Below are 21995 nucleotides of genomic sequence, written 5' to 3'. Positions count from 1 at the left end.
ACCTCATTCACAAGACCCATGCCCTTTAAGGAGCTGACCTTGCCCTTAGGACCAGCAGTGTCTGACACCGCTATACCGCAGCTCTCCTGCCCACGGTGCTGCAATGCAAACAGACCATAATAGATCGTGTTCGCCACATCATTTCCATCGAAATCATAGATACCGAAGACTCCGCACTCCTCGTGCATCTCGTCCTCGTCATAATAATGAGATCTTAAACATTCGTTCATAAATATATGCCTCTCATGTTATATTATTGTAACTGTCACGGCCACATAATTCTCATCGTATGTCTGGTAACAGTCATATCTTTCACCACATAAAACTTTATCTGTTTTACCACAACATGTCAACAGATAAATTCTATCATTTTTAGGATTATACCCCACTTTTTTCATGCATTTTCACCAACAGCAGTATATTTCGCAAGTATTTATCTATTTAAACTTGAGAAAATCCACATCTCTCTGTCACAACCCCGCCTCACCGGTCGCGCTGTACTTCTCTCCTGACGCGGCAGGTTACCACATAGTCCTTCCGGCTTCCACCTGGAATTGAAAAAAGCCCAAAAGATACAAATTTTACGTACTTTGTATCTTTTGAGCTTTTATACCACTCTCTACTCCACTGCGTATCCCTTTGCCTTTATGAGATCCACCATCTTGTATACATACTTCTCACACAGCTCATCTGTGGCTGCCTCGACCATAACTCTGATGACAGGCTCTGTACCGCTCTGTCTGAGAAGAAGTCTTCCGTCGTCTCCAAGCTCTGCTGCTATCTCATCGTTCAATTTCAGCACATCAGCATCGTTCATGACTGCATCCTTGCTTGAAACTTTGACATTCACAAGGAGCTGTGGATATATCGTCAGGCTGTGGAACAGCTCTGAGAGCTTGACCTTACGTCCAAGTATAGTCTCCATGATCATCAGTGAGGTGAGGACACCGTCACCGGTTGTTGCATACTTGGAGAAGATGATATGTCCTGACTGCTCGCCGCCGATGGAATGTCCATGCTCCATCATATTTTCGAACACGTACTTGTCACCGACTGCCGTCTTCTCATAGTTGATGCCCTTCTTGTCAAGTGCTTTGTAAAGTCCAAGGTTGGACATGATAGTTGTGACGATGGTATTGTTGTTCAGCTCGCCCTTATCCTTCAGATAACGACCGCAGACATAGAGTATCTTGTCTCCATCCACGATCTCGCCCTTGTCGTCCACTGCAAGACACCTGTCCGCATCACCGTCAAATGCAAATCCCACATCAAGTCCCTTCTCCTTGACAAATGCCTGAAGCTTTTCAATGTGTGTTGAACCACAGTCCGTGTTGATGTTTGTTCCATTTGGTTCATTGTTGATGACATATGTCTTTGCTCCGAGAGCGTCATACACCGACTTTGCAACCAGATATGACGCACCATTTGCACAGTCAAGACCAATTCTCATTCCCTTGAAAGGTCTGGTAGGGATCGTGAGCAGATAACCTATATATCTGTTTCTTCCCATTGTGTAGTCGGTGGTCTTACCGATGCTGTCCTTCTTTGCAAATGGTATCTCGCCAAGCTCACCATCTATATACTGCTCGATCTCATTCTCGATGGCAGCCTCAAGCTTGTAGCCCTGACCATTGATTACTTTGATTCCATTGTCATAGTATGGGTTATGGCTGGCTGAGATCATGATACCGCAGTCAAAATCACCTGTGCGGACTATATAAGACACACTAGGTGTAGGTGTTACATGCATCAGGTATACATCAGCTCCGCTGGCTGTAAGTCCCGCAACCAGAGAATACTCGAACATGTAGCTTGAAAGTCTCGTATCCTTTCCGATGACGACATGTGCCTTCCCATCCTCATGCTGCTTGCCATAGTAGTAGCCAAGGTATCTTCCAACCTTATAGGCATGCTCCACTGTAAGGTCTACATTTGCCTCGCCTCTGAATCCATCTGTTCCAAAATATTTACCCATTGTAAAATCCTCGATTCTATTATTCTATAACCTCATCCTGCTCGCTTTCCTGAACGACCAGAAGATCTATCGCTCTCCTGTGGATGTGTATCTTGGTCTCCTTATATTCTCCGCCGAACTCACCATCACATGTCCATGCAACCGGATCCTCTGCATCAAACTTGACCCTGTGAGCCCTGAATGAAACCATGCTCCTCTCATTCACATCACCTGTAAGGAGTGCCCTGACCACTCTCTCCAGATCAGCCGGTGTCTTCATTGTCCTTATCAGTACTCCCTCAAAAAGTCCGTCATCGAACTCAACTCCTTTTCGGGTTATACTCTTAAACCCTCCAACGGATACCGAGTTGGACACCATACCGAATATAAACTCGCCTTCCTGCTCGTCCCCGTCTATTGTAACCTTCATCTTGTAAGATGGTACATTTGCCAGGCTTTTTATCCCCTGCAATACATATGCCGCATGCCCAAATATATTCTTCATATTCTGCGGCGTTGCATATGATGTATCTGAGAACATTCCAAAAGCTGCGACATAAACAAAGTTCTTGTCGTTCAGACTTCCTATATCTATGGAGAACGGCTCTGCCTTCACTATCATCTCAGCCGCCTCAACCGTCTCTCTCGGTATGTCCATGCTCCTTGCAAAGTCATTGGTGGAGCCACACGGAATATATCCAAGTGGAACCCTTATCCCGCTCTTCATATATCCTGTAACTGTGTTGCCCAGGGTTCCATCGCCCCCCGCACATACGATCACATCGTAGTTTGCGCCTTCCTCCTGAACAATTCTCTCTGCGTCATCTGCCGATTTCGTAAGATATGTCCTGACCGCGTAATCGTTATTGCAGAACACTTCCAGCACATCCACCAAAGAATTCTTCAGAGTAGTCCTACCCGCTTTGGGATTCATGATGAACAGCATATTCTTCATACTTTCAATAACACAACCTTTCCCTTTGATACTGCTTATTTACTTGTGATCCTCCTTGTACTTCATGTACAGATCATACCCCTTCTTGCGGAGCTTGCATGATGGACAATGTCCGCAGCCCTCGCCCTTGATGCCATTGTAACATGTGAGTGTCATATCTCTGATAACATCCAGTCCGCCCAGCTCATCAGCCATCTTCCATGTCTCCATCTTATCGATCCACATCAATGGTGTTATTATATCAAACTCGTAGTCCATTGCAAGGTTAAGTGTTGTATTTAACGATTTGATAAATATATCCCTGCAGTCCGGGTATCCTGAGAAGTCGCTCTGGGACACTCCTGTTATTATATCAGATATTCCCCTCTGTTTGGCAAATATTGCTACAAATGTAAGAAATAGCATATTTCTTCCATCGACAAATGAATTCGGCGTGCCCTCCTCAGGTGCATTTTCGTCAACCTTCATATCTGTTCTTGTCAGTGAATTTGGCGCAAGCTGATTCAACAGGCTCATGTCGAGTATGTGATGCTCCACTCCGAATTTGTCCGCGATCTCCTTAGCACACTCAAGCTCTAACGCATGTCTCTGTCCATAGTCAAATGATACGGCGTACACCTTCTTATACTTCTTGAGTGCCCACAACAGACACGTTGTGCTGTCCTGTCCGCCGCTGAATACTACAACTGCCTCATCCTTATTCTTTAAATTCTGCATGATCTCATCCTCCATATATAATCAAATATGATATTCCAGGCCACATTATAACAGTCCCGTATAAACCAATTCACCATTATCAATTCAGTGTATCGATGACTATCTTCCCGCATTGTACATCATCAGCAACTTGTTCTGCAGAGCTGTGTCGCTCTCAAATCTTCCCCTGAGAGTGGTAGTCATGGTCTTGCTTCCCGGTTTCTTGATGCCCCTTGCCGTCATGCAGCTGTGATGTGCCTCTATCATGACCGCCACGTCCTCAGTTCCCGCAGCCTTAGATATGACGTAGGCTATGTCCGAGCCTATCCTCTCCTGGAGCTGAAGTCTCTTCGCAACCATATCCGCGATCCTCGCTATCTTAGAAAGTCCGAGCACTCTTCCATTTGGAATGTATGCGACTGACACCTTCATGTCGTACATAAGCGCCATGTGATGCTCACAGTAGCTGAACACCTCTATATCCTTGACAAACACCATGTCACCGGCCTGCCTTGCCACTCCGTCCTCAGCAAATGTCTTGCCGAACATCTCGGCCAGCTCGTCATTGGTGTAGTTCATTCCCTCAAATACTTCCTCGTACATACGCGCAACCCTGTCAGGAGTCTCTACAAGTCCCTCCCTGTCAGGATCATCTCCAAGGGCAATCAATATTCCTCTTACGTGTTCCTTTATAGCCTCTTTATCTATCGCCATCTTATACACCTCTTTCTTCCGGATCCCAAATGAACTTGTGAAGCTGTAACTGAAGCTTCACATCATTCATATCGTTCTCGATCATAAAATCCACTATATCCGCAGGATTTATGCTGCCATACACAGGACTGATGAATACTCTCGTCTTCTCATCCAGCGCATACTCCCTAACTATCTCAAAACATTTTTCCAGATCCTCCTGTGAACCGACCACAAATTTCACCGAATCATTCTTGTCTATATAGTTATAATTTGCAAGGCACATGTCATTCTCCATGCCGCTGGATGGACATTTGTAATCCAGCGTGTACGATACATTTCCCCCAAGAGCCTTGAACTCTGCGATATCCACACTTCCATTTGTCTCGATCTCGACCCTTACATCATCCTCCAGCTCAAATGCAAGGAGCAACTTATCTATGTCCTTCTGTATCAGCGGTTCCCCACCTGTCAGGGTTACATTCTTCACCTTTGTTCTTCTGACATAATCGATGATCTCATCCTCTGTGAGTTCCTCGTAAGGAACGCCTGCCTCATTTGCCCACTTGGTATCGCAGTAACCGCAATCAAGATTGCATCCCGCAAATCTTATGAACACGGCAAGTTCTCCGGCTCTTGCAGCCTCACCGTTGATACTTATAAATCTCTCTACTACTCTGTATGTGCTCACGACTGTATTTCCTTTCTCCCGGTGTATATTCTCCATTCTCTCACATCTTCCAGATTTTTAGACCTGCCAGCTTCTCACCGGAATCCTATCATATATATTTACTCACAATAAGAAGCCACGTTGTTCGGTGTCTCATACACACTTGCCTCTATGACCTTGTAGCCCCGGCCTGCCATCTCATCGTATATATACTTTGCGAAATTCTCAGCAGTAGGTCTGAAATCAACCTTCACGATTCTCAGATTTTCCGCCAGCAGCGCATCCTCCGTCGCCTGCTTCAGGCTTCCCGTTTCCATGATAAGGCTGTGGTCAAAGTGATCCGCAATCTCCTTCAGATCCTTCTTCAGATTGGAGAAATCAACCACCATTCCTCTGTTCTGTGTATCGCTCTCAAGAGTCTCCGCACCGACCTTGATCTCCACCGTCCATCTGTGTCCGTGGATATTGCTGCATTTGCCGTCATAATCTTTCAAAAAATGGGCGCTGTCAAAACTTGCCTTTGTCTTTAACTTATACATAACTCCTCCTATAAGCATCCAACTGTTCACCACAAAAAAAGACCAGAATAGGACATTCTGATCTTCTTATGTCCTAGTTTTGTTTAGTGACAGGATGGTACTAATGAACTGTCAATCTATAATATTGTATTTATGCTTTATTCGTATATTATATCTGCCTATTTCCTATCAGATATACCAGCTTATGTCTCTTACTATGCTTTAGATATTAAGGAATCCCTTAACCTCTGCAAGCATATCCTCCTTGTCACATACTGTGTCGTGGAGAACCTTTGCTGATCTGATATCCTCTATAGCCTGAGGTACCTTTACACCTGAGAGCTTCTCAAGCTCGTCGACAAGCTCAAAGTCTGTCTTGGAATCATACTCAGCGTCTATAGCGTTCATAACGCTTCTTGTGAACTTGTATGGGCTTGCTGTTGACGCGATGACTGTAGGTGTCTTATCTCCTGTCTCTGCCACATACTTTTCATATACTGTAGCCGCAACTGCTGTATGTGTATCGATGATATAATCATCTGACTCATATACCTTTTTGATGGTAGCTGCTGTCTCTGCCTCTGTTGCATATCCACCATAGAACTCAGCAAGCTTTGCCTTCATATCGTCTGTGATGGTGTACACTCCATCTGTTGTGAGTTCTTTCATAAGCTCTGAGTTCTTCTCAGCATCATTGCCAGCAATCTTGTATATCAGTCTCTCAAGGTTGCTTGAAATGAGGATATCCATCGATGGTGATGTTGTGAGTATGAACTCTCTGTTTCTATCGTATGTTCCTGTCTGGAAGAAATCAAACAGAACCTTGTTGTCATTTGATGCACAGATGAACTTTGCGATTGGAAGTCCCATCTCCTTTGCGTAGTATGCAGCAAGGATATTACCAAAGTTACCTGTTGGAACGTCCACGTTGATCTTGTCGCCTGCCTTGATGGTTCCGTCTGCAACAAGTCTTGTGTAAGCGTATACATAGTATACCATCTGAGGGACAAGACGTCCGATGTTGATTGAGTTTGCTGATGAAAACTGATATCCCTTCTCATCCATGTACTTTGCAAGCTCTGCATCTGAGAACATCTTCTTTACGCCAGTCTGAGCGTCATCGAAGTTTCCTGTGATACCTACAACAAATGTATTATCTCCCTTCTGGGTAACCATCTGCTTCTCCTGAATAGGGCTTACACCGTGCTTTGGATAGAACACGATTATCTTTGTTCCAGGAACATCTGCAAATCCTGCAAGGGCAGCCTTACCTGTATCACCTGATGTTGCTGTGAGGATGACAATCTCATTCTTTACGCCATTCTTCTTTGCTGATGTTGTGAGAAGATATGGAAGGATTGAAAGTGCCATATCCTTGAATGCTATTGTTGATCCATGGAAAAGCTCAAGATAATATGCTCCTGCCTTATTCACAAGTGGTGCTATAACCGGTGTATCAAACTTTGAATCATATGCTGAATCTATACAATGCTTAAGCTCAGCCTCTGTGAAGTCTGTGAACATAAGCTTCATAACCTCGTATGCAACCTGCTGATAGTTCATCTTTGCAAGGTCTTCCAGAGACACATCAAGTGCTGGTATAGAATCTGGTACAAAAAGGCCCCCCTCATTAGCAAGTCCCTTAAGTATAGCCTGTGATGCTGTTGCTGTCTCATTTGCATTTCTTGTGCTTCTGTAGATAAGTTCCATTTGCCAATCTCCTTAATAAATATATTTAAACATTTCGTTATGTACTAAACTCAGGAATCACCTGTATTCTTACAAATAATCGTGTGCATTATAACACAGCATTTTATAAAAAACAAGCTATAGCCCTCCTCATTCGTGCGACTTTCCCAATACTTATATCACTGCATTTAAAAACCCGCCTTACGGCGGGTCTTTAATATATCTGTATATAATTTCTGATTTTTATTACTTTACATATACATCATAGTAGCCTGTTGCGAAGTTGAGAGCTGCCTGATGATTTGAGAAGTAGATGTCAAGGTGATTACCGTTGATCGCTCCACCTCTGTCCTGTACTGTGTATGTGTGACCATCCACGATGAGCTCTGTACCAAATGCAAAGTTGCTTGGTGCTGCACATGTAACACCCTCAACCGCAGGAGCACCTGAAGCTGTTGTCGGGTTATCCATGTTGCTGTACTCTCCACAGCAGATTGGGCATGGACAATATGCCGTAATCCAGAATGTTCCGAGATATGTACCTGATGTCTCACCATTCACCCACATAACCTTGTCATCAGGAAGTCCGTCTGTTGACTTCTCTGTTGATGGATCAACTGATATCTGATCGTCAGGAAGTCCTGCTGCTGACTTATCCTTATCCTTAACCTTCATCTGTGTGGTAGGCTCTGACTTTGTTGTGTCTGCTGCCTGCTGTGCAGCCTCTGTTGCACGAGCCTCTGTTGTGCTCTCCTGAACTCCACCGCTTATGGCTGAAGTCTTCTTAGCTGTCTTCTTGCTTGAGAGGGCTACTGAACCAGTCTTGTTGACATCTGACAGAGTACCATCTGCCAGTGCAACTGATGATGTTGCCTCTCCATAGTCTGCTGTGTTGTCTGCGTATAATGTATTACCTGCTGCTGCGATCGACACTCCCTTGCCCTTGGATGAAACCATGCTGTCATCTGATGCGATAACTGCGTATGATGAAAATCCAACTGCCAGGAGTACTGCTCCTATGCTAATCTTCTTTACGTTTCTTTTCAGTGATGTCTTCATTAGTTTCTGTGATTTCATACGTGATGAATCTGAAAACTTTTGCATAACCTTTTCTCCTTAATTTCTTTACGGTTTCAGAATTGTTACAAAACCGTTAAAATTTAACTCATGACGCTATTATAATCTCTGTCAAAAGAAAGGTCAAGCAAAGTGGCTATTTTTGTAAATCATGCACAATCCGCATAAAATCTTTAATTCCGTTAATGTAAACATGCAACATTTTAAAATGCTATTTTTGTGCATGTTTCACATTTTAGTACCGTAACATTTTTGAAACAAATCAGCATCTTGTATATTTTTACTTTAGAGTTTTTAATAAATTCTTTGTTTTCTGTTACATTTTTTTGTTTTTATGTTAACTCACAATGACTTTTTCAGGTGCGCTGTCAGCCCATCTACAGAGCAGTTCCTCAAGCTCCTCGTAAGTCTCAACCTGGTTCACATTGCTCCTGAGCTTTGCCGAATCATACATTCCGACTGAGTACCATGCCACGTGCTTTCTCATCTCATGGATACCTGTGTACTCACCCTTGAACTCAACCATGAGTCTCGCATGTCTCAGCATCATATCCTTCACTTCATATATGTCAGGCTTGTCCGGCAGCTCGCCATGCTCGTAGTAGTATTTCATATCGCGGAATATCCACGGGTTGCCCCTCGCACCTCTTCCTATCATAAAGCCGTCACAGTTCGTCTGCGCCCTCATGTCTATGATGTCCTGAGGAGTGTTTATATCGCCATTGCCAATGATCGGGATGATGCACGCCTCCTTCACCCTGGCTATGACGCTCCAGTCCGCATGTCCCTGATAATACTGCTGCCTTGTCCTTCCGTGCACCGCCACAGCGGCAGCCCCGCTCTCCTGGGCTATATGTGCTATCTCAGGCGCATTTATATGCTCTGAATCAAATCCGCTTCTTATCTTGATGGTCAGCGGTATACTTATAGCTTTTGCCATGGCCTCGACTATCCTTCCAACAAGAACCGGATCCTTCATCAGCGCAGATCCCTCTCCATTGTTGACCACCTTCGGCACAGGGCAGCCCATATTTACATCTATGAACGAATAACCGTTGCTCTCTATCCTCTTTGCCATCTCCGCCATGATCTCAGGATCAGAGCCAAAGAGCTGCAGCCCAAATGGCTTCTCCCGCTCATCCATAGCCAGAAGCGGCTTCGTGTTCTTATTTTTATAATATATCGCCTTGGCGCTCACCATCTCGCTGTACAGGATATCACAGCCCTGTTCCTTGCATAAAAGACGAAATGGCTGGTCACATACACCAGCCATCGGCGCCAGGATCAATTTATCTCTGAAATCCATAAATTTCTCCATTGCTTCTATAATAATATATAATTTGCAAAATTCGACTTATTTCTGCTTGTCCATGATAAGTCTGAGTCCGTGAAGTGTGAGATCCGGATCATACACATCTATGCAGTCCGTGTTCTCATATATCATCTTTCCAAGTCCGCCGGTAGCCACGACCTTCATGTTGTCGTATCCTGACTCCTTGCGCATTCTCTTCACTATATACTCTGTCTGGCCAATATAGCCCATGCACACACCGGCCTGCATACTGGATATCGTGTCCTTGCACAGTATCGTCTCAGGCACCTTTATCTCTATCTCAGGAAGCTTGGCTGTTCCCGTCCACAGAGCATTTGCAATAAGCCTTATACCCGGCGATGTGACCTCAGCCTCAAACACGCCATCGGCATTGATGAGGTCGTACGTTGTGGCAGTTCCAAAGTCCACCGTGAGAACCGGTCCGCCATACATATGATAAGCCGCAACTGCGTCAACTATTCTGTCAGCTCCAAGCTGCTTCGGGTTTGGCAGCGCTATATTGATCCCCGTCTTTATTCCCGGCTCAACTATGAGTGGTGTTATTCCAAAATATTTCTTTATGCCATTCACCAGGGAATGCATGATCTTCGGAACAACCGAAGCGATTATAACTTCATCTATAACATCAGTTGACAACTGTCTCATTCTGAGCCAGTCGCACAGAAATACTCCGTACTCATCCGATGTTCTCGATATCCCGGTGGTCATCCTGAAGGTCTTCTCCAGGCGTTCTCCGTCAAACAGTCCTATCGTAATATTTGTATTTCCAGCATCAATAGCAAATAACATGCCCTTTTTTCCTTCCTGATCTTCCAATTATTTTATATCATTCATTTACAAGACTGTTAATGTCAACACCCTGTATAAATATCTTATAGAACAGCTCCAGACTCTGGAACAGCTCCTTCTTTTCATTCTGCAGCTTCTTGACCTTGAGTCCGCATCCTATGTCGTCAAATAACAGGTCATCCTCAAGTGCCCTCGTCTGTATCTTCAGATTGCCGGCGTCGTCAAACACCAACATAAATATTCCTCCGACCTCCTGTGTAAACGCTCCACACATGGCGTGAAGCTCGTCCTTTATCTCATCAGGAAGCTTTGAAAATTCCTTGTTCAGATAAAACTTCTGATTATATATCGAGCTGGCGCACAGAACAATCTCGCCATCCTCTGTCCTGGTTGAAATCTCCATAACCGCTCCTATCCTATAACGTCCGCCATATCATACATTCCTGCAGGCTTGCCCTTGAGGAACTTTCCTGCCTCAACAGCACCCTTTGCAAATACTGACTTGGAGTATGCAGTGTGCTTGAACTCTATAACCTCATCAATACCTGCAAATATCACCTCATGCTCTCCAACTATAGTGCCGCCTCTGACAGCAGAGATTCCGAGCTCCTTCTTATCTCTCTTCTTTCTCACCTGGCTTCTGTCGTACACATACTCATACTGCTCATTGCATGCCTCATTGATTGAATCAGCAAGAGCAAGAGCTGTTCCGGATGGAGCATCCACCTTCTGGTTGTGATGCTTCTCAACTATCTCTATATCATATCCGGCTGGTGAGAATACCTTCGCAGCATCCTTCAGAAGCTTCATGAGTGTATTGATTCCCAGTGACATGTTCGCTGACTTGAGTATGGCAACCTTTGCACTGCACTCCTTTACCTTTGCAAGCTGCTCATCTGAGAGACCTGTTGTACAGAGAACTATAGGAGTCTGTGTCCTCACACCGTAATCGAGGAGCTTGTCAACAGCTACAGCCGCTGCAAAATCTATGATGACATCAGCCTCGACATCGCAGGCATCTATATCTGTAAATACCGGATATCCGTTATCCCTGTTGTCCACAACATCTATTCCCGCTACGATCTCGGCATCAGGATCGCCTGCAACGATACCTGTTATTACCTGTCCCATCTTTCCATTGCAACCATGCATTATGATCTTTACCATGTCTGTCTATCCTCCATATATATAAGCTTTGTCATTTGTTGTCGTCTTTTGTGTGGTCTATGCACGCTGACATGCGCATATATTTCAACATGTACTCCATTTTACACATTTGCTGTCCATTGTGCAACGTTTATATCCACCTCGGCAAATAAAAATGTCTGCAGCCAGTTGAGACCGCAGACATCTGTATTGTTTCTATGATAATTACAGTCCTAGAGAACTCCGTACTCTTCCATTGCCTTCTTGAGCTTCTCCACGTTCTGTGGCTCCATCTCAGTGAGCGGCATTCTCATTGTTCCATCACACATACCAAGAAGCTCTACAGCCTTCTTGACAGGTATTGGATTGACCTCGCAGAACAGTGCGTTGCAGAGGTCGATGGCCTTAAGCTGAAGATCAAGGCTTCCCTGAACATCTCCGTCAAGATATTTCTGAACCATATCGTGTACGTCCTCAGGGATTATATTGGCTGTTACTGAGATAACTCCCTTTCCGCCAAGTGAGAGAAGAGGTACAACCTGATCGTCATTTCCTGAGTAGATATCTATGCATCCCTTTGAAAGACTTGCAAGCTTTACGACCTGGCTTATATTACCTGAAGCTTCCTTGATACCGACAATGTTCTCAACATTCTGTGCAAGATATACTGCTGTCTCCGGCTGGATATTGCAGCCTGTACGTGATGGCACATTGTAAAGGATTATAGGCACATTTACTGAATTTGCAACGGCTGTGAAGTGTGCGATGAGGCCCTTCTGTGTAGCCTTGTTGTAATATGGTGTAACCACGAGCAGACCGTCCACTCCGTAGCTCTCTGCCTCTGTTGAGAGATATATTGCTGTTGCAGTACAGTTTGAACCTGTTCCTGCTATTACCTTTATTCTGTGATCAGCGAACTCTACACACTTCTTCACGCACTCAAGATGCTCCTCGTGTGACAGTGTTGAAGCCTCGCCTGTTGTTCCGCAGATAACTATGGCATCCGTCTTGTGTGCTACATGAAACTCCACGAGCTCCTTGAGCTTATCATAATCCACATCTCCATTTTCAAGAAATGGTGTTACAAGTGCAACTGCTGAACCGGTAAAAATTGACATATTGTCGTCCTCCTTAAAAATAAATAGTCGATACAATATAGCATAAAAATGGGCTGGCAAAAAGCCAACCCATAAAAACATCTCATTCTTACAAGTAGCTCTCCATCCTCAGATGACAGTCATACAGTTCTTAACTGCACAACCAGCAACAGATCCTGTGGAATATCCATCACTTCGGCGGTCTTCCCTTTCGTCAGGCATCTTCTGCATCCACATGCATCAGCCTGCTTAATCATTAATCCCGCGCCTCTACTATATTGTATTCAGTTTAATCTTAGATAGTGCTACTATATCACCGCATCCAGGCCATGTCAACCATATATTTTACTGCGTGCTTCACAAGGGTTCCTCCCACTGACGTGGGCCCCTCCTTATGAAATATCATTCAAGACATTCCATCTTGCTCACAGACACCTCGTATGCCACCTTGCTGATCACCTGATCATTGTCGATACGCTTCTGATACTCCCTGCTCTGGATCCTTCCCCAGATGGCCACATGCTCTCCTACCTGGAGCTTTCCGGCAAATCTCGCATTTCTGCCCCAGCAGATACATGGTATGTAATCGCTCTTGCCGTATGCTCTGTTGACCGCCAGCAGCACATCCGCGATCTCCCTTCCAAGGGGCGTCATCCTGTACACAGGTGCCTTACATATGTAACCGTCAAGATAGATCTGATTTGGTCTGGTCTCCTCCTCAGCATCATCCTCGTCGATGGTCTCGATCTCTCTCACAAACACAGACAGTATAAGGCGGTTTCTGGTCTCCTCATGCTTGTTGTATGACCTGAACTGTCCCTTTGCCATGATGCGCTCCCCTATGTGGGATTCGTTCACATCGAACAGTCTGTCAGACACCATGAGCGGAATAGTATCGTAAGCATCGCTGAGTCTGCTGACGATGAGATCCACCATATAGAAGCCCTCGCCAAATATCTCGTGGCTGAACACGAACTCTGATGCTATCTCTCCTGCCACCACTACCTGATTGTTGTTTAATGTTTTTTCAGTCATATTTTCTCCCTCCGTTATAACAAACTTTTGCATACTTTAAAAGTTATGCCACGCAGTACAAAAATATGCTGTCTTGTTTAATCTAGTTTTGTCGGTCTCTCTTTCGCTGTCTCATTACCTCATACGACAAAAGAGTCGCCGATATTGCAGCGTTCAGCGATTCGACTTTGCCCTCCATCGGAATCCTGAGAAGTCTGTCGGCTCTGCACGCCACCTCATCCGTCAGGCCATTTCCCTCATTTCCTATGAGGAACGCCACCCTGTCCGGGAATCCTATGTCGTAGAGATCGTCGCCGTCCAGATGTGCTCCGTACACCACAACGCCTGACCGTCTCAGCTCCTCCACGGTCCCGGGCAGGTCATCGCACATGACAAATGGCACCCTGAATATGGCACCCATCGTCGATCTGACTACCTTCGGATTGTACGGATCGCATGAACCTTTTCCTATAAGCACGGCGGTCACACCTGCTGCCTCGGCGCTTCTGAATATAGTTCCCATATTTCCGGGATCCTGGAGCGTATCCAGCACAAGAAATGTCTCTCTGTCATTCCTGCCGAGCACGGAATCAAGCTGATAATGCATGCATTTCACCACAGCCATACACCCCTGTGGAGTCTTGGTCTGTGACACCCCTGCGAACACTCCGTCGCTGAGTATCCAGGTATTCCTGCCATCAAGCACACCCATGCTCTTGAATTCATCCCTGTATTCCTTAAGCGCACTCTCCGACAGATACACATCCTGAACATTCTGAAGCGGAAGCTCCCTGAACATGCGTATCCCCTCGACCACGAACACGTCTCTGTCCTTTCTGAGCTTTGCATCCTTGTTCAGCTTATTAAGTTCCTTTATCCTCGGATTACTGTTTGCTGTAATTACTTCCACTTTTTTCTCCTTTTGCGGTATTTCTGTCACACTTTTCTGAGCAATACCCTGTCTTTGCCGTATTCCATCTGGAGCGCGTACACCACGCCGGAATTCTCATCCACACAGAATCCCCGGCCCATATTCTTCGCCTGTCTGGACTTCTTGAGCTGCACGTACACCGGACATGTGCCCTTGTACTCCTCAAGGATCGACATAAATGCAAACTCGTTCTTCATGTATTCGTCCACATCATCGAACAATACCCAGAGCTGGCTGTTGCTCTGAACAGGCTTCTGTCTGTTGTTCCATGGCTTCCCCGACTGAAAGCTCTTGCCACCTTCTGCCTCCTCAAAGCTTATCATATCCGACAATATGAGCTTGTTTTCCTTCTCACCGAGATTCGCCCTGCCCCTGACAAACACTCTGGAATCCACCAGAAGTCTGTCCCTGAACTTCTCGAAATCCCTCGGGAATACTATAACCTCGACCTGTCCGACCAGATCCTCTATCGTCACATACGCCATATTCTGATTGTTCTTGGTGAGCTTCACCGTCACCCTTGATATGAGTCCGCCGATGACATACATTGCATTGTCCTGAAGCTTCTGTCCATCTCCGTCACCCTGATCACGGCTCATCTCATCGTCATCCTCGGTGTCCACCACGAAATCCGTCGCCTGAGCCGTGCATGTTCTCTGCATAAGCTCGATATATTTGCCAAGCGGATGTCCCGATATATACACTCCGAGCACAGACTTCTCAAGCGCCAGCTTCTCCTGATCCGAATACTCCTCCACATCAGGGTAAGGTACAAGATTGCTCTGCACAAAATCGTCTCCCATCAGATCAAACAGAGACATCTGCCCGGACTCCCTGCTCTTTCTCTCCCTTGCTGCTTCCTCCGCTATGGCCGGAAGAGCCATCATCATCTGCTTTCTGTTTGCTCCCATATCATCAAATGCACCGCTGAGTATCAGAGCTTCCACAGTTTTCTTATTTGTATCCTTTGAAGGCATCCTTGTGAGGAAATTCCTGAGATCCTTAAACGGTCCATTCTTGGTTCTCTCCGCCTCTATCCTGTCGACAACAGCGCCTCCGACACTCTTGATACCGGAGAGGCCGTATCTTATCTTGCCGTTGCTTATGGAGAACTTTGCCACTCCCTCATTTATATCCGGAGGGAGCACCTCAACACCCATCTGCTTGCACACGCTTATATACTTTGCAACCTTGCCATTGTTGTCAATTACCGATGACATCAGCGCAGCCATGAACTCCACCGGATAGTAATACTTCAGGTACGCTGTCTGCGCCGCAAGTACCGCATATGCCACGGAGTGGGACTTGTTAAATGCGTACTCCGCGAACTTCATCATCTCGTCAAATATCTTATTTGCCACGGTCTCCGAGATTCCATTTGCCACACATCCCGGAACATTGAGCTCCTTGTTGCCGTACACAAAGTTATGACGCTCCTTCTCCATCTCCTCAGGCTTCTTCTTCGCCATGGCTCGGCGCACAAGGTCACTTCTTCCCAGCGTATAGCCCGCCAGCTTCATAACGATCTGCATTACCTGCTCCTGGTAAATGATACATCCGTAAGTCGGCTCAAGTATCTCCTCAAGCTCAGGGGTATCATAGTGAACCAGCTCACGGTTCTCCTTGCCCCTGATGTAGTCGTCTATGAACTGCATAGGACCCGGTCTAAACAGAGCAACACCGGCAATTACATCGTCCAGACTCTGCGGCTTCAGCTTCATCATGAAGTTTCTCATGCCCTCACTTTCGAGCTGGAACATACCCTCGGTCTTTCCCTGTCCCATGAGTCCAAGTATATTCGGATCATCGTAATCTATATTGTCTATGTCTATATCCTTGCCTGTTGTCTGCTTGACCAGCTTGACTGTATCCTGCACAACAGTCGCCGTACGGAGTCCCAGGAAGTCCATCTTGAGCATTCCCAGATGCTCCACCGTGTTCTTCTCAAACTGGGTTACCACCGCGCCCTCGGCTCCGACTGACAAAGGCGCGTACTCCTCTATGGCTTCACGGCCTATAACCACTCCCGCCGCATGCATTCCTGCATTTCTAGGGAGTCCCTCAAGCTTTCTGGCTATATCCACAAGCTTCTTGATCTCGTCCGAGCCCTCGTACATATCCCTGAAATCCTTGCTCGTCTTGAGTGCTATATCTATAGTCATATCCTTCTCTGCAGGTATTGCCTTTGCAAGGGAATCACACACCGCATACGGGAGATCCATGGCTCTTCCAACGTCTCTTATGACGTTTCTTGCGCCCATGGTCTGATATGCTATTATCTGTGTCACGCACTCCTCGCCATATTTCCTTACACAGTAGTCGATAACCTCCTGACGTCTGATATAACAGAAATCTATATCAATATCCGGCATGGATACTCGCTCCGGGTTCAGGAATCTCTCGAAGAGAAGGTTGTACTGCAAAGGCTCAATTGTCGTTATATCCAGACAGTAAGCAACCACACTGCCAACCGCCGAACCTCTTCCAGGTCCAACTGCGATTCCCTGCGATTTTGCAAAATGAATGAAATCCCACACTATCAGGAAATAATCCACAAATCCCATGCTCTTTATGACAGACAGCTCATAATCTATTCTCTGTCTGACCTCGTAGCCGTGGGTTCCCTCGGCCATCTTACCGGACTCCTCATATGTAAGTCCGTACTTTTTCTCCATACCCTCATATACCAAATGATCCAGATATTCCTCCGCGGTATATCCCTCCGGCACATCGAATCTCGGAACCTTCTGCTCGCCAAATACGATATTCACATTACACCGCTCTGCGATCTTATGTGTATTCTCCAGAGCCTCCAGGGCATATGGGAACAGCTCAGCCATCTCCTCCTTTGATTTGAGGTAGAACTGACCTCCCTCATAGCGCATTCTGTTCTCGTCCTGAACCTTGTGGTTAGTCTGTATACACAGGAGAACATCATGTGCCTCCCAGTCCTCGGCATAGATGTAGTGCGAATCATTTGTCACGACCATAGGGATACCCAGTTCCTTTGACAGACGCATGATCCCCGCATTCACAGTTGCCTGCTCAGGTATTCCGTGATCCTGCATCTCCAGAAAATAGTTTTCCTCGCCAAATATATTCCTGTATCTTATCGCAGTCTCCTTCGCACCGTCATAGTCGCCCTTTCTGAGCTTTGTCGCAACCTCACCGGCAAGACAGGCGCTGAGCGCTATAATTCCCTCATGGTACTTCTCCAGCACCTCCATATCGACCCTCGGCTTATAGTAAAAGCCCTCGGTAAATCCTCTGGTCACGATCTTGGACAGATTGTGATATCCCAGATCATTCTCCGCCAGAAGGACGAGGTGATAATATCTGTCATCACCTTTTCCAACTTCCCTGTCAAATCGTGATCCCGGACTGACATACACCTCACATCCGAGAATAGGTTTTATCCCCTCTCTGAGACAAGTCTCATAGAACTCTATAACACCGTACATGACGCCGTGATCCGTTATTGCGAGGGAATCATATCCCAGTTCCTTTGCCCTGCGCACAAGTCCGTCTATCTTCGCCGCACCGTCCAGCAGACTGTAGCCTGTATGCACATGCAGATGTGTAAACTCCATATGTCTCCTCCTTATTTGTTATGCAGTATCTCCCGCCTTATATAGTCAAATGTATAATCTTCGCCCTTCTCAGCCAGAGTCGTTAGCATGTCCTCCAGCAGATCCGCCGATTCAGGGTGCAGATGATGTCTGGATCTGCCCCTCAGATAATACTCAAGCGGAAATGAATCCGTATACTTATCACCATTATAATTCTTGCTGGCAGCCACCCTGTCGCAGAACATCTCCACAACGTACTTCTCCGGCATGCGCATCCCCACCAGCTCCACACAGTTCCTGTCAACACTGTAATCTACCCAGTATTCCAGATGGTGCTTGTTTCTTCCCTTGTGGTGCAGCCATGCGCTTGAATATCCCTTGCTCTCGCGCTCCGCATCATTCGGGCTTCTTGTTCCCTGATAATACTTTGCCCCGACTGAGAACTCAGTCCACGAATACTTTGACAGATCGTGCACAAGCCCCTGCCAGTATAATCCGCACTTAAAGCAGTTATGCATGACCATTCTCTTATGTCTGTTTATGGTTTTCAAATGTCTGTACCATTTTGGAGCATCCATATCATCCCGTCCTTTCCCACTGAGTACAAAAGGCTGCCGCAAAAACTTTTGCAGGCAGCCTTCCTCAATATTGAAGCCGAAAAAGGGACTCGAACCCTCGACCCACGCATTACGAATGCGTTGCTCTACCAACTGAGCTATTTCGGCATCTATAAATTACTACCATACGCTATCGGTTAGAAACACCAGATACCATATAGCGGTATATTTACCAATCCTTTATCGACAAACATGTCATCTGTAGATATCCTCACTGAAGTCTGATTGTCATATCTCTGTTTGAATACTCTGGAGCTCTGGGCCTTGGTGTGCGGACTTGTCTGAACATCCACTGGAATGACCTCTCCATCGCCCTCATACACGAAATCAACCTTCGCTGTGGCCGATGAGATCCAGAAATACAGATCACCGATACTCCTGTTCACATACAGCTCTGCAAGAGCGTACTGCTCTGCTATAACTCCATCCATCATATCAAGAACATTATCTGTGTCAATATCCTGAACCAGAATACCAGCCATGACCCTGAGCAGACCATGATCAAGATGATACAGCTCAAATGACTTGTCATCCTTCTGGTTTGCCAGAGGAAGCACTCCATTCCTGACTCTGTACACCTGACGCACAACGCCCATCCTGACGATCTGATCAACTGACGCCTCGTACTCCCTGGCACGGGCCTTCGGATCAACGTATCCATACATGAACTTCTTGTTCTCCTTGGTAAGCTGAACCGGAATACTGTTCCATATCGCCATGACCTTGGTAAGATATCTCTTCGGAGTGGAGTTTATCAGATATTCAGTAGTTCTGTCAAGTATAGACTTCAAAACCACATCAACTCTTCTGAGATCTCCTGTCTTATAATATTCATCCACCGCCTCCGGCATTCCTCCGGTCACGAAGAAAGTCTCAAGCATTGTCTGGACGCTGTCCCTGACCTCATCCGGCATCGGTGTGATCTTCTGGTTCTCTATAAATGCACAGAGCTTTCTGCCCTTTCCCGCTTTCAGGAATTCCTCAAAGTTCATAGGCATCATCTCATATACGCATATGTCACCCTGGCACTCTTCCTCTCCCGGGATTGGTCCACAGGATGTCGCAATGACACAGATCCTGCAGTCAGTATTGTATCTGCTGTACTCAACAAGGTTGCCGAGCAGTCCCACACAGTTCTGCGCATTGTCAAATATAAGAAGCTTATCCTTGAAATCATACTTGTCAAGCGACGTTGTAAGCTTGGCATGAAGCTTCTCCGGCCTCCTCTCCTTTGCTGCATATGCGGCAAAGTCCGGATACTTGTCCATATCTATTATTATATGATCCTCAAAAAATCCCATGGCAAAATCAGCCACAGCCCATGTCTTGCCAACAAACTTGCCACCACGGACAACTGCAATCTTATCCGCTCCGGTCTCATACCATGTTGCAAGGTCATTCATAACATTTCTAAACAAGCATCTCACCTCGATTCGACCACTTTTTCCAAATCTATTATAGGATACCACTAAAAATTTGCAATGTAAATAGTTAAACCCATATCATTGCACTCTCTGATTTTTTATCACTTTATACTATTCATACAGGAATTTTTCCCTGAAATACGTCTTAAGTGCTGGTTCATCGATATCCATATACTTCATCACAACCTCATACAGGAACTCCTTATAATATTCCCAGTCTTTTCCCGACATATCCAGCTCCTGTACATCCTCATAGAATATCTCTCCAAGCTTATTACGAAGTCTTATAGTCGCTACATATAAGTTGATATTACCATTTGCATTCTCTGACTTCACCACATCCACCGTCATGTCTCCATACTTCAGATGGGTCTCTCCACGCATGATCCTTACTTCCTTCTCAATGCGCAAAAGGCATTTCTCCTCAACCATATCCCGCAGGAAATACCCACGATTTTCAAAGAGATATTTCTTTATGGACATGAGAATGATCTCATTCTGAGAATAACCGGTATAATCAGATAATCTCTCCAAATCCCTCGCCATTCTGGAATCCATTCTCAAAGGCTTGCTCGTGAGCTCTCTCTTGTTAAGTCCCGGCATAATATGCTCCCTTTCTCTATCCCTATGGGGTAAAAAACCCGGAGGAGATATGTCCTCCGGGATCATTCTGATCTAATTGATATCCTGTTGTATTACTCGCCTTTGCCGATCGACAGGAATCCACTCTCATTAGCCTTCAGCAGGAATGCAAGACCGATGTTCTTCTTGCCCTCCTCTGTCGCCTTGTAGATCTCACCTGTCTCAACAAGAGACTTGGCTATTGCAACTACGACATCCTTGAACTGCATCATCTGACGCCTGTCCTTGGAACTCAGCTTGAATATGTACTGGTTCTTGGAGCTTATCAGAAGGATGCTGAATGTATGTACGTTATCCTTTGAAGCCCTTATTGCAGATCCGATCATTCTTGAGTTTGCAATGATCACATCCGCATTCTCATCAGGCAGATACTCTGAAACTATCAGCTTGTAGATCTTCAGGTAATCCTGCTCTGCCGTAGCATTGACAGGCATCTCAGCAACTGCAAACTCAACGACTGAATCAGCCATCTTGATAGTACCGCCGTCATCGTTGATGACTGAGTTACACTCCTTTGGAACACAGAGTCTGAAGAACTTGTTCTCCACAACCTTCTGTCCCTTGGCCGGCTCTCTGAGTATGAGGTCTACATAGTTCATCTCCAGCTTGTTCATGGCAACTATCGCTGACTCATCGCCGGTCTCAGCAAGATCGATAAGAGCGTCATACAGGCTCCATATCTGCTGGGTAGTTGTAGGCACAAGTCCGATAAGTTTCTCTATAGCCGGAACATATCCCATACTTGCATTCTCTATGTACAACTTGATGGCCTCGTCGTTTGCCAGACCCTTCTCAACCTTGTAATTGATGACCTTGAACAGGTTCTCCTTATCCCAGTCATCGAAGTTCGCATTGAACGCCTTCTCGAAATACTTGATACTCTTGATTTCGCCCCTGTAGTTATCCTGCTTCTCCTGTACCTGATAGATTCTTCCGAGCTCATATCCGGCACGGGCGCTTCCAAGGCCAAGTGCCTCAAGATAAGCCTTCTCAATCTCATATGGTGTTGCAATGTAGAAGATCTGTCTCTGCTTCATCATGGCTATCTTGATAGCCGCTGACTCGCTTCCGGCCTCCACTGCACGCTCCCACTTCTCAACGGCTGTCTGAAGGTCCTCTCCCTTGAGATCCTCAAGATCCTTGATATAGCCCTCAGCCTCCTGAATACCGTTCTCTCTGGC

19 protein-coding genes, 1 tRNA gene, 2 pseudogenes and 1 riboswitch are annotated in these 21995 nt (G+C 45.9%); all 22 genes and pseudogenes read right to left on the bottom strand.

Annotated elements, in window-relative coordinates:
* Positions 1-230 (bottom strand): annotated as a pseudogene (locus tag ABUA34_RS09885) (amidophosphoribosyltransferase); the annotation flags it as partial.
* Between the two features lie 389 nt (positions 231-619).
* Positions 620-1975 carry a phosphoglucosamine mutase gene (gene glmM / locus ABUA34_RS09880; RefSeq protein ID WP_055223692.1) on the bottom strand — a complete coding sequence of 452 codons (1356 nt, stop codon included), beginning with the start codon at positions 1973-1975 and terminating at the stop codon, positions 620-622.
* A gap of 19 nt (positions 1976-1994) precedes the next feature.
* A complete protein-coding gene (locus ABUA34_RS09875) occupies positions 1995-2909 on the bottom strand; it encodes a diacylglycerol/lipid kinase family protein (RefSeq protein WP_022216588.1) in 915 nt (304 codons plus the stop codon).
* Positions 2910-2948: 39 nt separating this feature from the next.
* Entirely contained in the window at positions 2949-3626 is a 678-nt protein-coding gene (queC, locus tag ABUA34_RS09870; RefSeq protein ID WP_349818429.1) for a 7-cyano-7-deazaguanine synthase QueC, read from the bottom strand.
* Between the two features lie 99 nt (positions 3627-3725).
* Complete coding sequence (gene folE, locus ABUA34_RS09865) at positions 3726-4319, bottom strand: GTP cyclohydrolase I FolE (RefSeq protein WP_022216590.1); 594 nt, start codon at positions 4317-4319, stop codon at positions 3726-3728.
* Position 4320: 1 nt separating this feature from the next.
* The gene (gene queE, locus ABUA34_RS09860; protein WP_349823233.1) at positions 4321-5025 is read right to left on the bottom strand and encodes a putative 7-carboxy-7-deazaguanine synthase QueE; all 705 of its coding nucleotides are present in this window, start codon (positions 5023-5025) and stop codon (positions 4321-4323) included.
* Positions 5026-5087: 62 nt separating this feature from the next.
* Positions 5088-5507 carry a 6-carboxytetrahydropterin synthase QueD gene (gene queD, locus ABUA34_RS09855; protein ID WP_055143848.1) on the bottom strand — a complete coding sequence of 140 codons (420 nt, stop codon included), beginning with the start codon at positions 5505-5507 and terminating at the stop codon, positions 5088-5090.
* Between the two features lie 201 nt (positions 5508-5708).
* Complete coding sequence (thrC, locus tag ABUA34_RS09850; RefSeq protein ID WP_022216593.1) at positions 5709-7196, bottom strand: threonine synthase; 1488 nt, start codon at positions 7194-7196, stop codon at positions 5709-5711.
* Between the two features lie 225 nt (positions 7197-7421).
* Entirely contained in the window at positions 7422-8279 is an 858-nt protein-coding gene (locus tag ABUA34_RS09845; protein WP_015533272.1) for a 3D domain-containing protein, read from the bottom strand.
* A gap of 310 nt (positions 8280-8589) precedes the next feature.
* A complete protein-coding gene (gene dusB / locus ABUA34_RS09840) occupies positions 8590-9558 on the bottom strand; it encodes a tRNA dihydrouridine synthase DusB (protein ID WP_022216595.1) in 969 nt (322 codons plus the stop codon).
* A gap of 48 nt (positions 9559-9606) precedes the next feature.
* Entirely contained in the window at positions 9607-10374 is a 768-nt protein-coding gene (locus tag ABUA34_RS09835) for a type III pantothenate kinase (RefSeq protein ID WP_015533274.1), read from the bottom strand.
* A gap of 37 nt (positions 10375-10411) precedes the next feature.
* Positions 10412-10777 (bottom strand): DUF6145 family protein, encoded by a 366-nt coding sequence (locus ABUA34_RS09830; protein ID WP_349823232.1) that lies wholly within the window; start codon positions 10775-10777, stop codon positions 10412-10414.
* 8 nt (positions 10778-10785) lie between these two features.
* Positions 10786-11541, bottom strand: a complete 756-nt coding sequence (dapB, locus tag ABUA34_RS09825) for a 4-hydroxy-tetrahydrodipicolinate reductase (RefSeq protein ID WP_022216597.1) — start codon at positions 11539-11541, stop codon at positions 10786-10788.
* A gap of 212 nt (positions 11542-11753) precedes the next feature.
* Positions 11754-12638 carry a 4-hydroxy-tetrahydrodipicolinate synthase gene (gene dapA / locus ABUA34_RS09820; RefSeq protein ID WP_117875402.1) on the bottom strand — a complete coding sequence of 295 codons (885 nt, stop codon included), beginning with the start codon at positions 12636-12638 and terminating at the stop codon, positions 11754-11756.
* Between the two features lie 87 nt (positions 12639-12725).
* Positions 12726-12898: riboswitch (Lysine riboswitch) on the bottom strand.
* Between the two features lie 121 nt (positions 12899-13019).
* Positions 13020-13652: a single-stranded DNA-binding protein gene (locus tag ABUA34_RS09815; RefSeq protein WP_349823231.1), complete on the bottom strand. Its 633-nt coding sequence runs from the start codon at positions 13650-13652 to the stop codon at positions 13020-13022.
* A gap of 82 nt (positions 13653-13734) precedes the next feature.
* Positions 13735-14541, bottom strand: a complete 807-nt coding sequence (locus tag ABUA34_RS09810; protein ID WP_117875403.1) for a TrmH family RNA methyltransferase — start codon at positions 14539-14541, stop codon at positions 13735-13737.
* Positions 14542-14567: 26 nt separating this feature from the next.
* A complete protein-coding gene (locus ABUA34_RS09805; RefSeq protein WP_349823230.1) occupies positions 14568-18152 on the bottom strand; it encodes a DNA polymerase III subunit alpha in 3585 nt (1194 codons plus the stop codon).
* A gap of 11 nt (positions 18153-18163) precedes the next feature.
* Positions 18164-18709 (bottom strand): DUF5662 family protein, encoded by a 546-nt coding sequence (locus ABUA34_RS09800; protein ID WP_015533282.1) that lies wholly within the window; start codon positions 18707-18709, stop codon positions 18164-18166.
* 74 nt (positions 18710-18783) lie between these two features.
* Positions 18784-18856, bottom strand: a tRNA-Thr gene (locus tag ABUA34_RS09795).
* A 29-nt stretch (positions 18857-18885) separates the two neighbouring features.
* Positions 18886-20166: a DUF8612 domain-containing protein gene (locus tag ABUA34_RS09790; RefSeq protein WP_349823229.1), complete on the bottom strand. Its 1281-nt coding sequence runs from the start codon at positions 20164-20166 to the stop codon at positions 18886-18888.
* Positions 20167-20283: 117 nt separating this feature from the next.
* Positions 20284-20775: a hypothetical protein gene (locus ABUA34_RS09785; protein ID WP_015533284.1), complete on the bottom strand. Its 492-nt coding sequence runs from the start codon at positions 20773-20775 to the stop codon at positions 20284-20286.
* Between the two features lie 92 nt (positions 20776-20867).
* Positions 20868-21995 (bottom strand): annotated as a pseudogene (locus ABUA34_RS09780) (tetratricopeptide repeat protein); the annotation flags it as partial.

This window comes from Coprococcus sp. RTP21428st1_C9_RTP21428_210409 (genome assembly GCF_040227395.1).
GTDB lineage: Bacteria > Bacillota > Clostridia > Lachnospirales > Lachnospiraceae > Coprococcus > Coprococcus aceti.
Note: the sequence above shows the minus strand (reverse complement) of the source record. Positions and strands in the feature narration are given on the sequence as shown.

Coding starts and splice junctions, on each gene's coding strand:
- glmM (WP_055223692.1), bottom strand. CDS start 1,975: ATGGGTAAATATTTTGGAACAGATGGATTCAGAGGCGAGGCAAATGTA.
- ABUA34_RS09875 (WP_022216588.1), bottom strand. CDS start 2,909: ATGAAGAATATGCTGTTCATCATGAATCCCAAAGCGGGTAGGACTACT.
- queC (WP_349818429.1), bottom strand. CDS start 3,626: ATGCAGAATTTAAAGAATAAGGATGAGGCAGTTGTAGTATTCAGCGGC.
- folE (WP_022216590.1), bottom strand. CDS start 4,319: ATGGCGATAGATAAAGAGGCTATAAAGGAACACGTAAGAGGAATATTG.
- queE (WP_349823233.1), bottom strand. CDS start 5,025: ATGGAGAATATACACCGGGAGAAAGGAAATACAGTCGTGAGCACATAC.
- queD (WP_055143848.1), bottom strand. CDS start 5,507: ATGTATAAGTTAAAGACAAAGGCAAGTTTTGACAGCGCCCATTTTTTG.
- thrC (WP_022216593.1), bottom strand. CDS start 7,196: ATGGAACTTATCTACAGAAGCACAAGAAATGCAAATGAGACAGCAACA.
- ABUA34_RS09845 (WP_015533272.1), bottom strand. CDS start 8,279: ATGCAAAAGTTTTCAGATTCATCACGTATGAAATCACAGAAACTAATG.
- dusB (WP_022216595.1), bottom strand. CDS start 9,558: ATGGATTTCAGAGATAAATTGATCCTGGCGCCGATGGCTGGTGTATGT.
- ABUA34_RS09835 (WP_015533274.1), bottom strand. CDS start 10,374: ATGTTATTTGCTATTGATGCTGGAAATACAAATATTACGATAGGACTG.
- ABUA34_RS09830 (WP_349823232.1), bottom strand. CDS start 10,777: ATGGAGATTTCAACCAGGACAGAGGATGGCGAGATTGTTCTGTGCGCC.
- dapB (WP_022216597.1), bottom strand. CDS start 11,541: ATGGTAAAGATCATAATGCATGGTTGCAATGGAAAGATGGGACAGGTA.
- dapA (WP_117875402.1), bottom strand. CDS start 12,638: ATGTCAATTTTTACCGGTTCAGCAGTTGCACTTGTAACACCATTTCTT.
- ABUA34_RS09815 (WP_349823231.1), bottom strand. CDS start 13,652: ATGACTGAAAAAACATTAAACAACAATCAGGTAGTGGTGGCAGGAGAG.
- ABUA34_RS09805 (WP_349823230.1), bottom strand. CDS start 18,152: ATGGAGTTTACACATCTGCATGTGCATACAGGCTACAGTCTGCTGGAC.
- ABUA34_RS09800 (WP_015533282.1), bottom strand. CDS start 18,709: ATGGATGCTCCAAAATGGTACAGACATTTGAAAACCATAAACAGACAT.
- ABUA34_RS09785 (WP_015533284.1), bottom strand. CDS start 20,775: ATGCCGGGACTTAACAAGAGAGAGCTCACGAGCAAGCCTTTGAGAATG.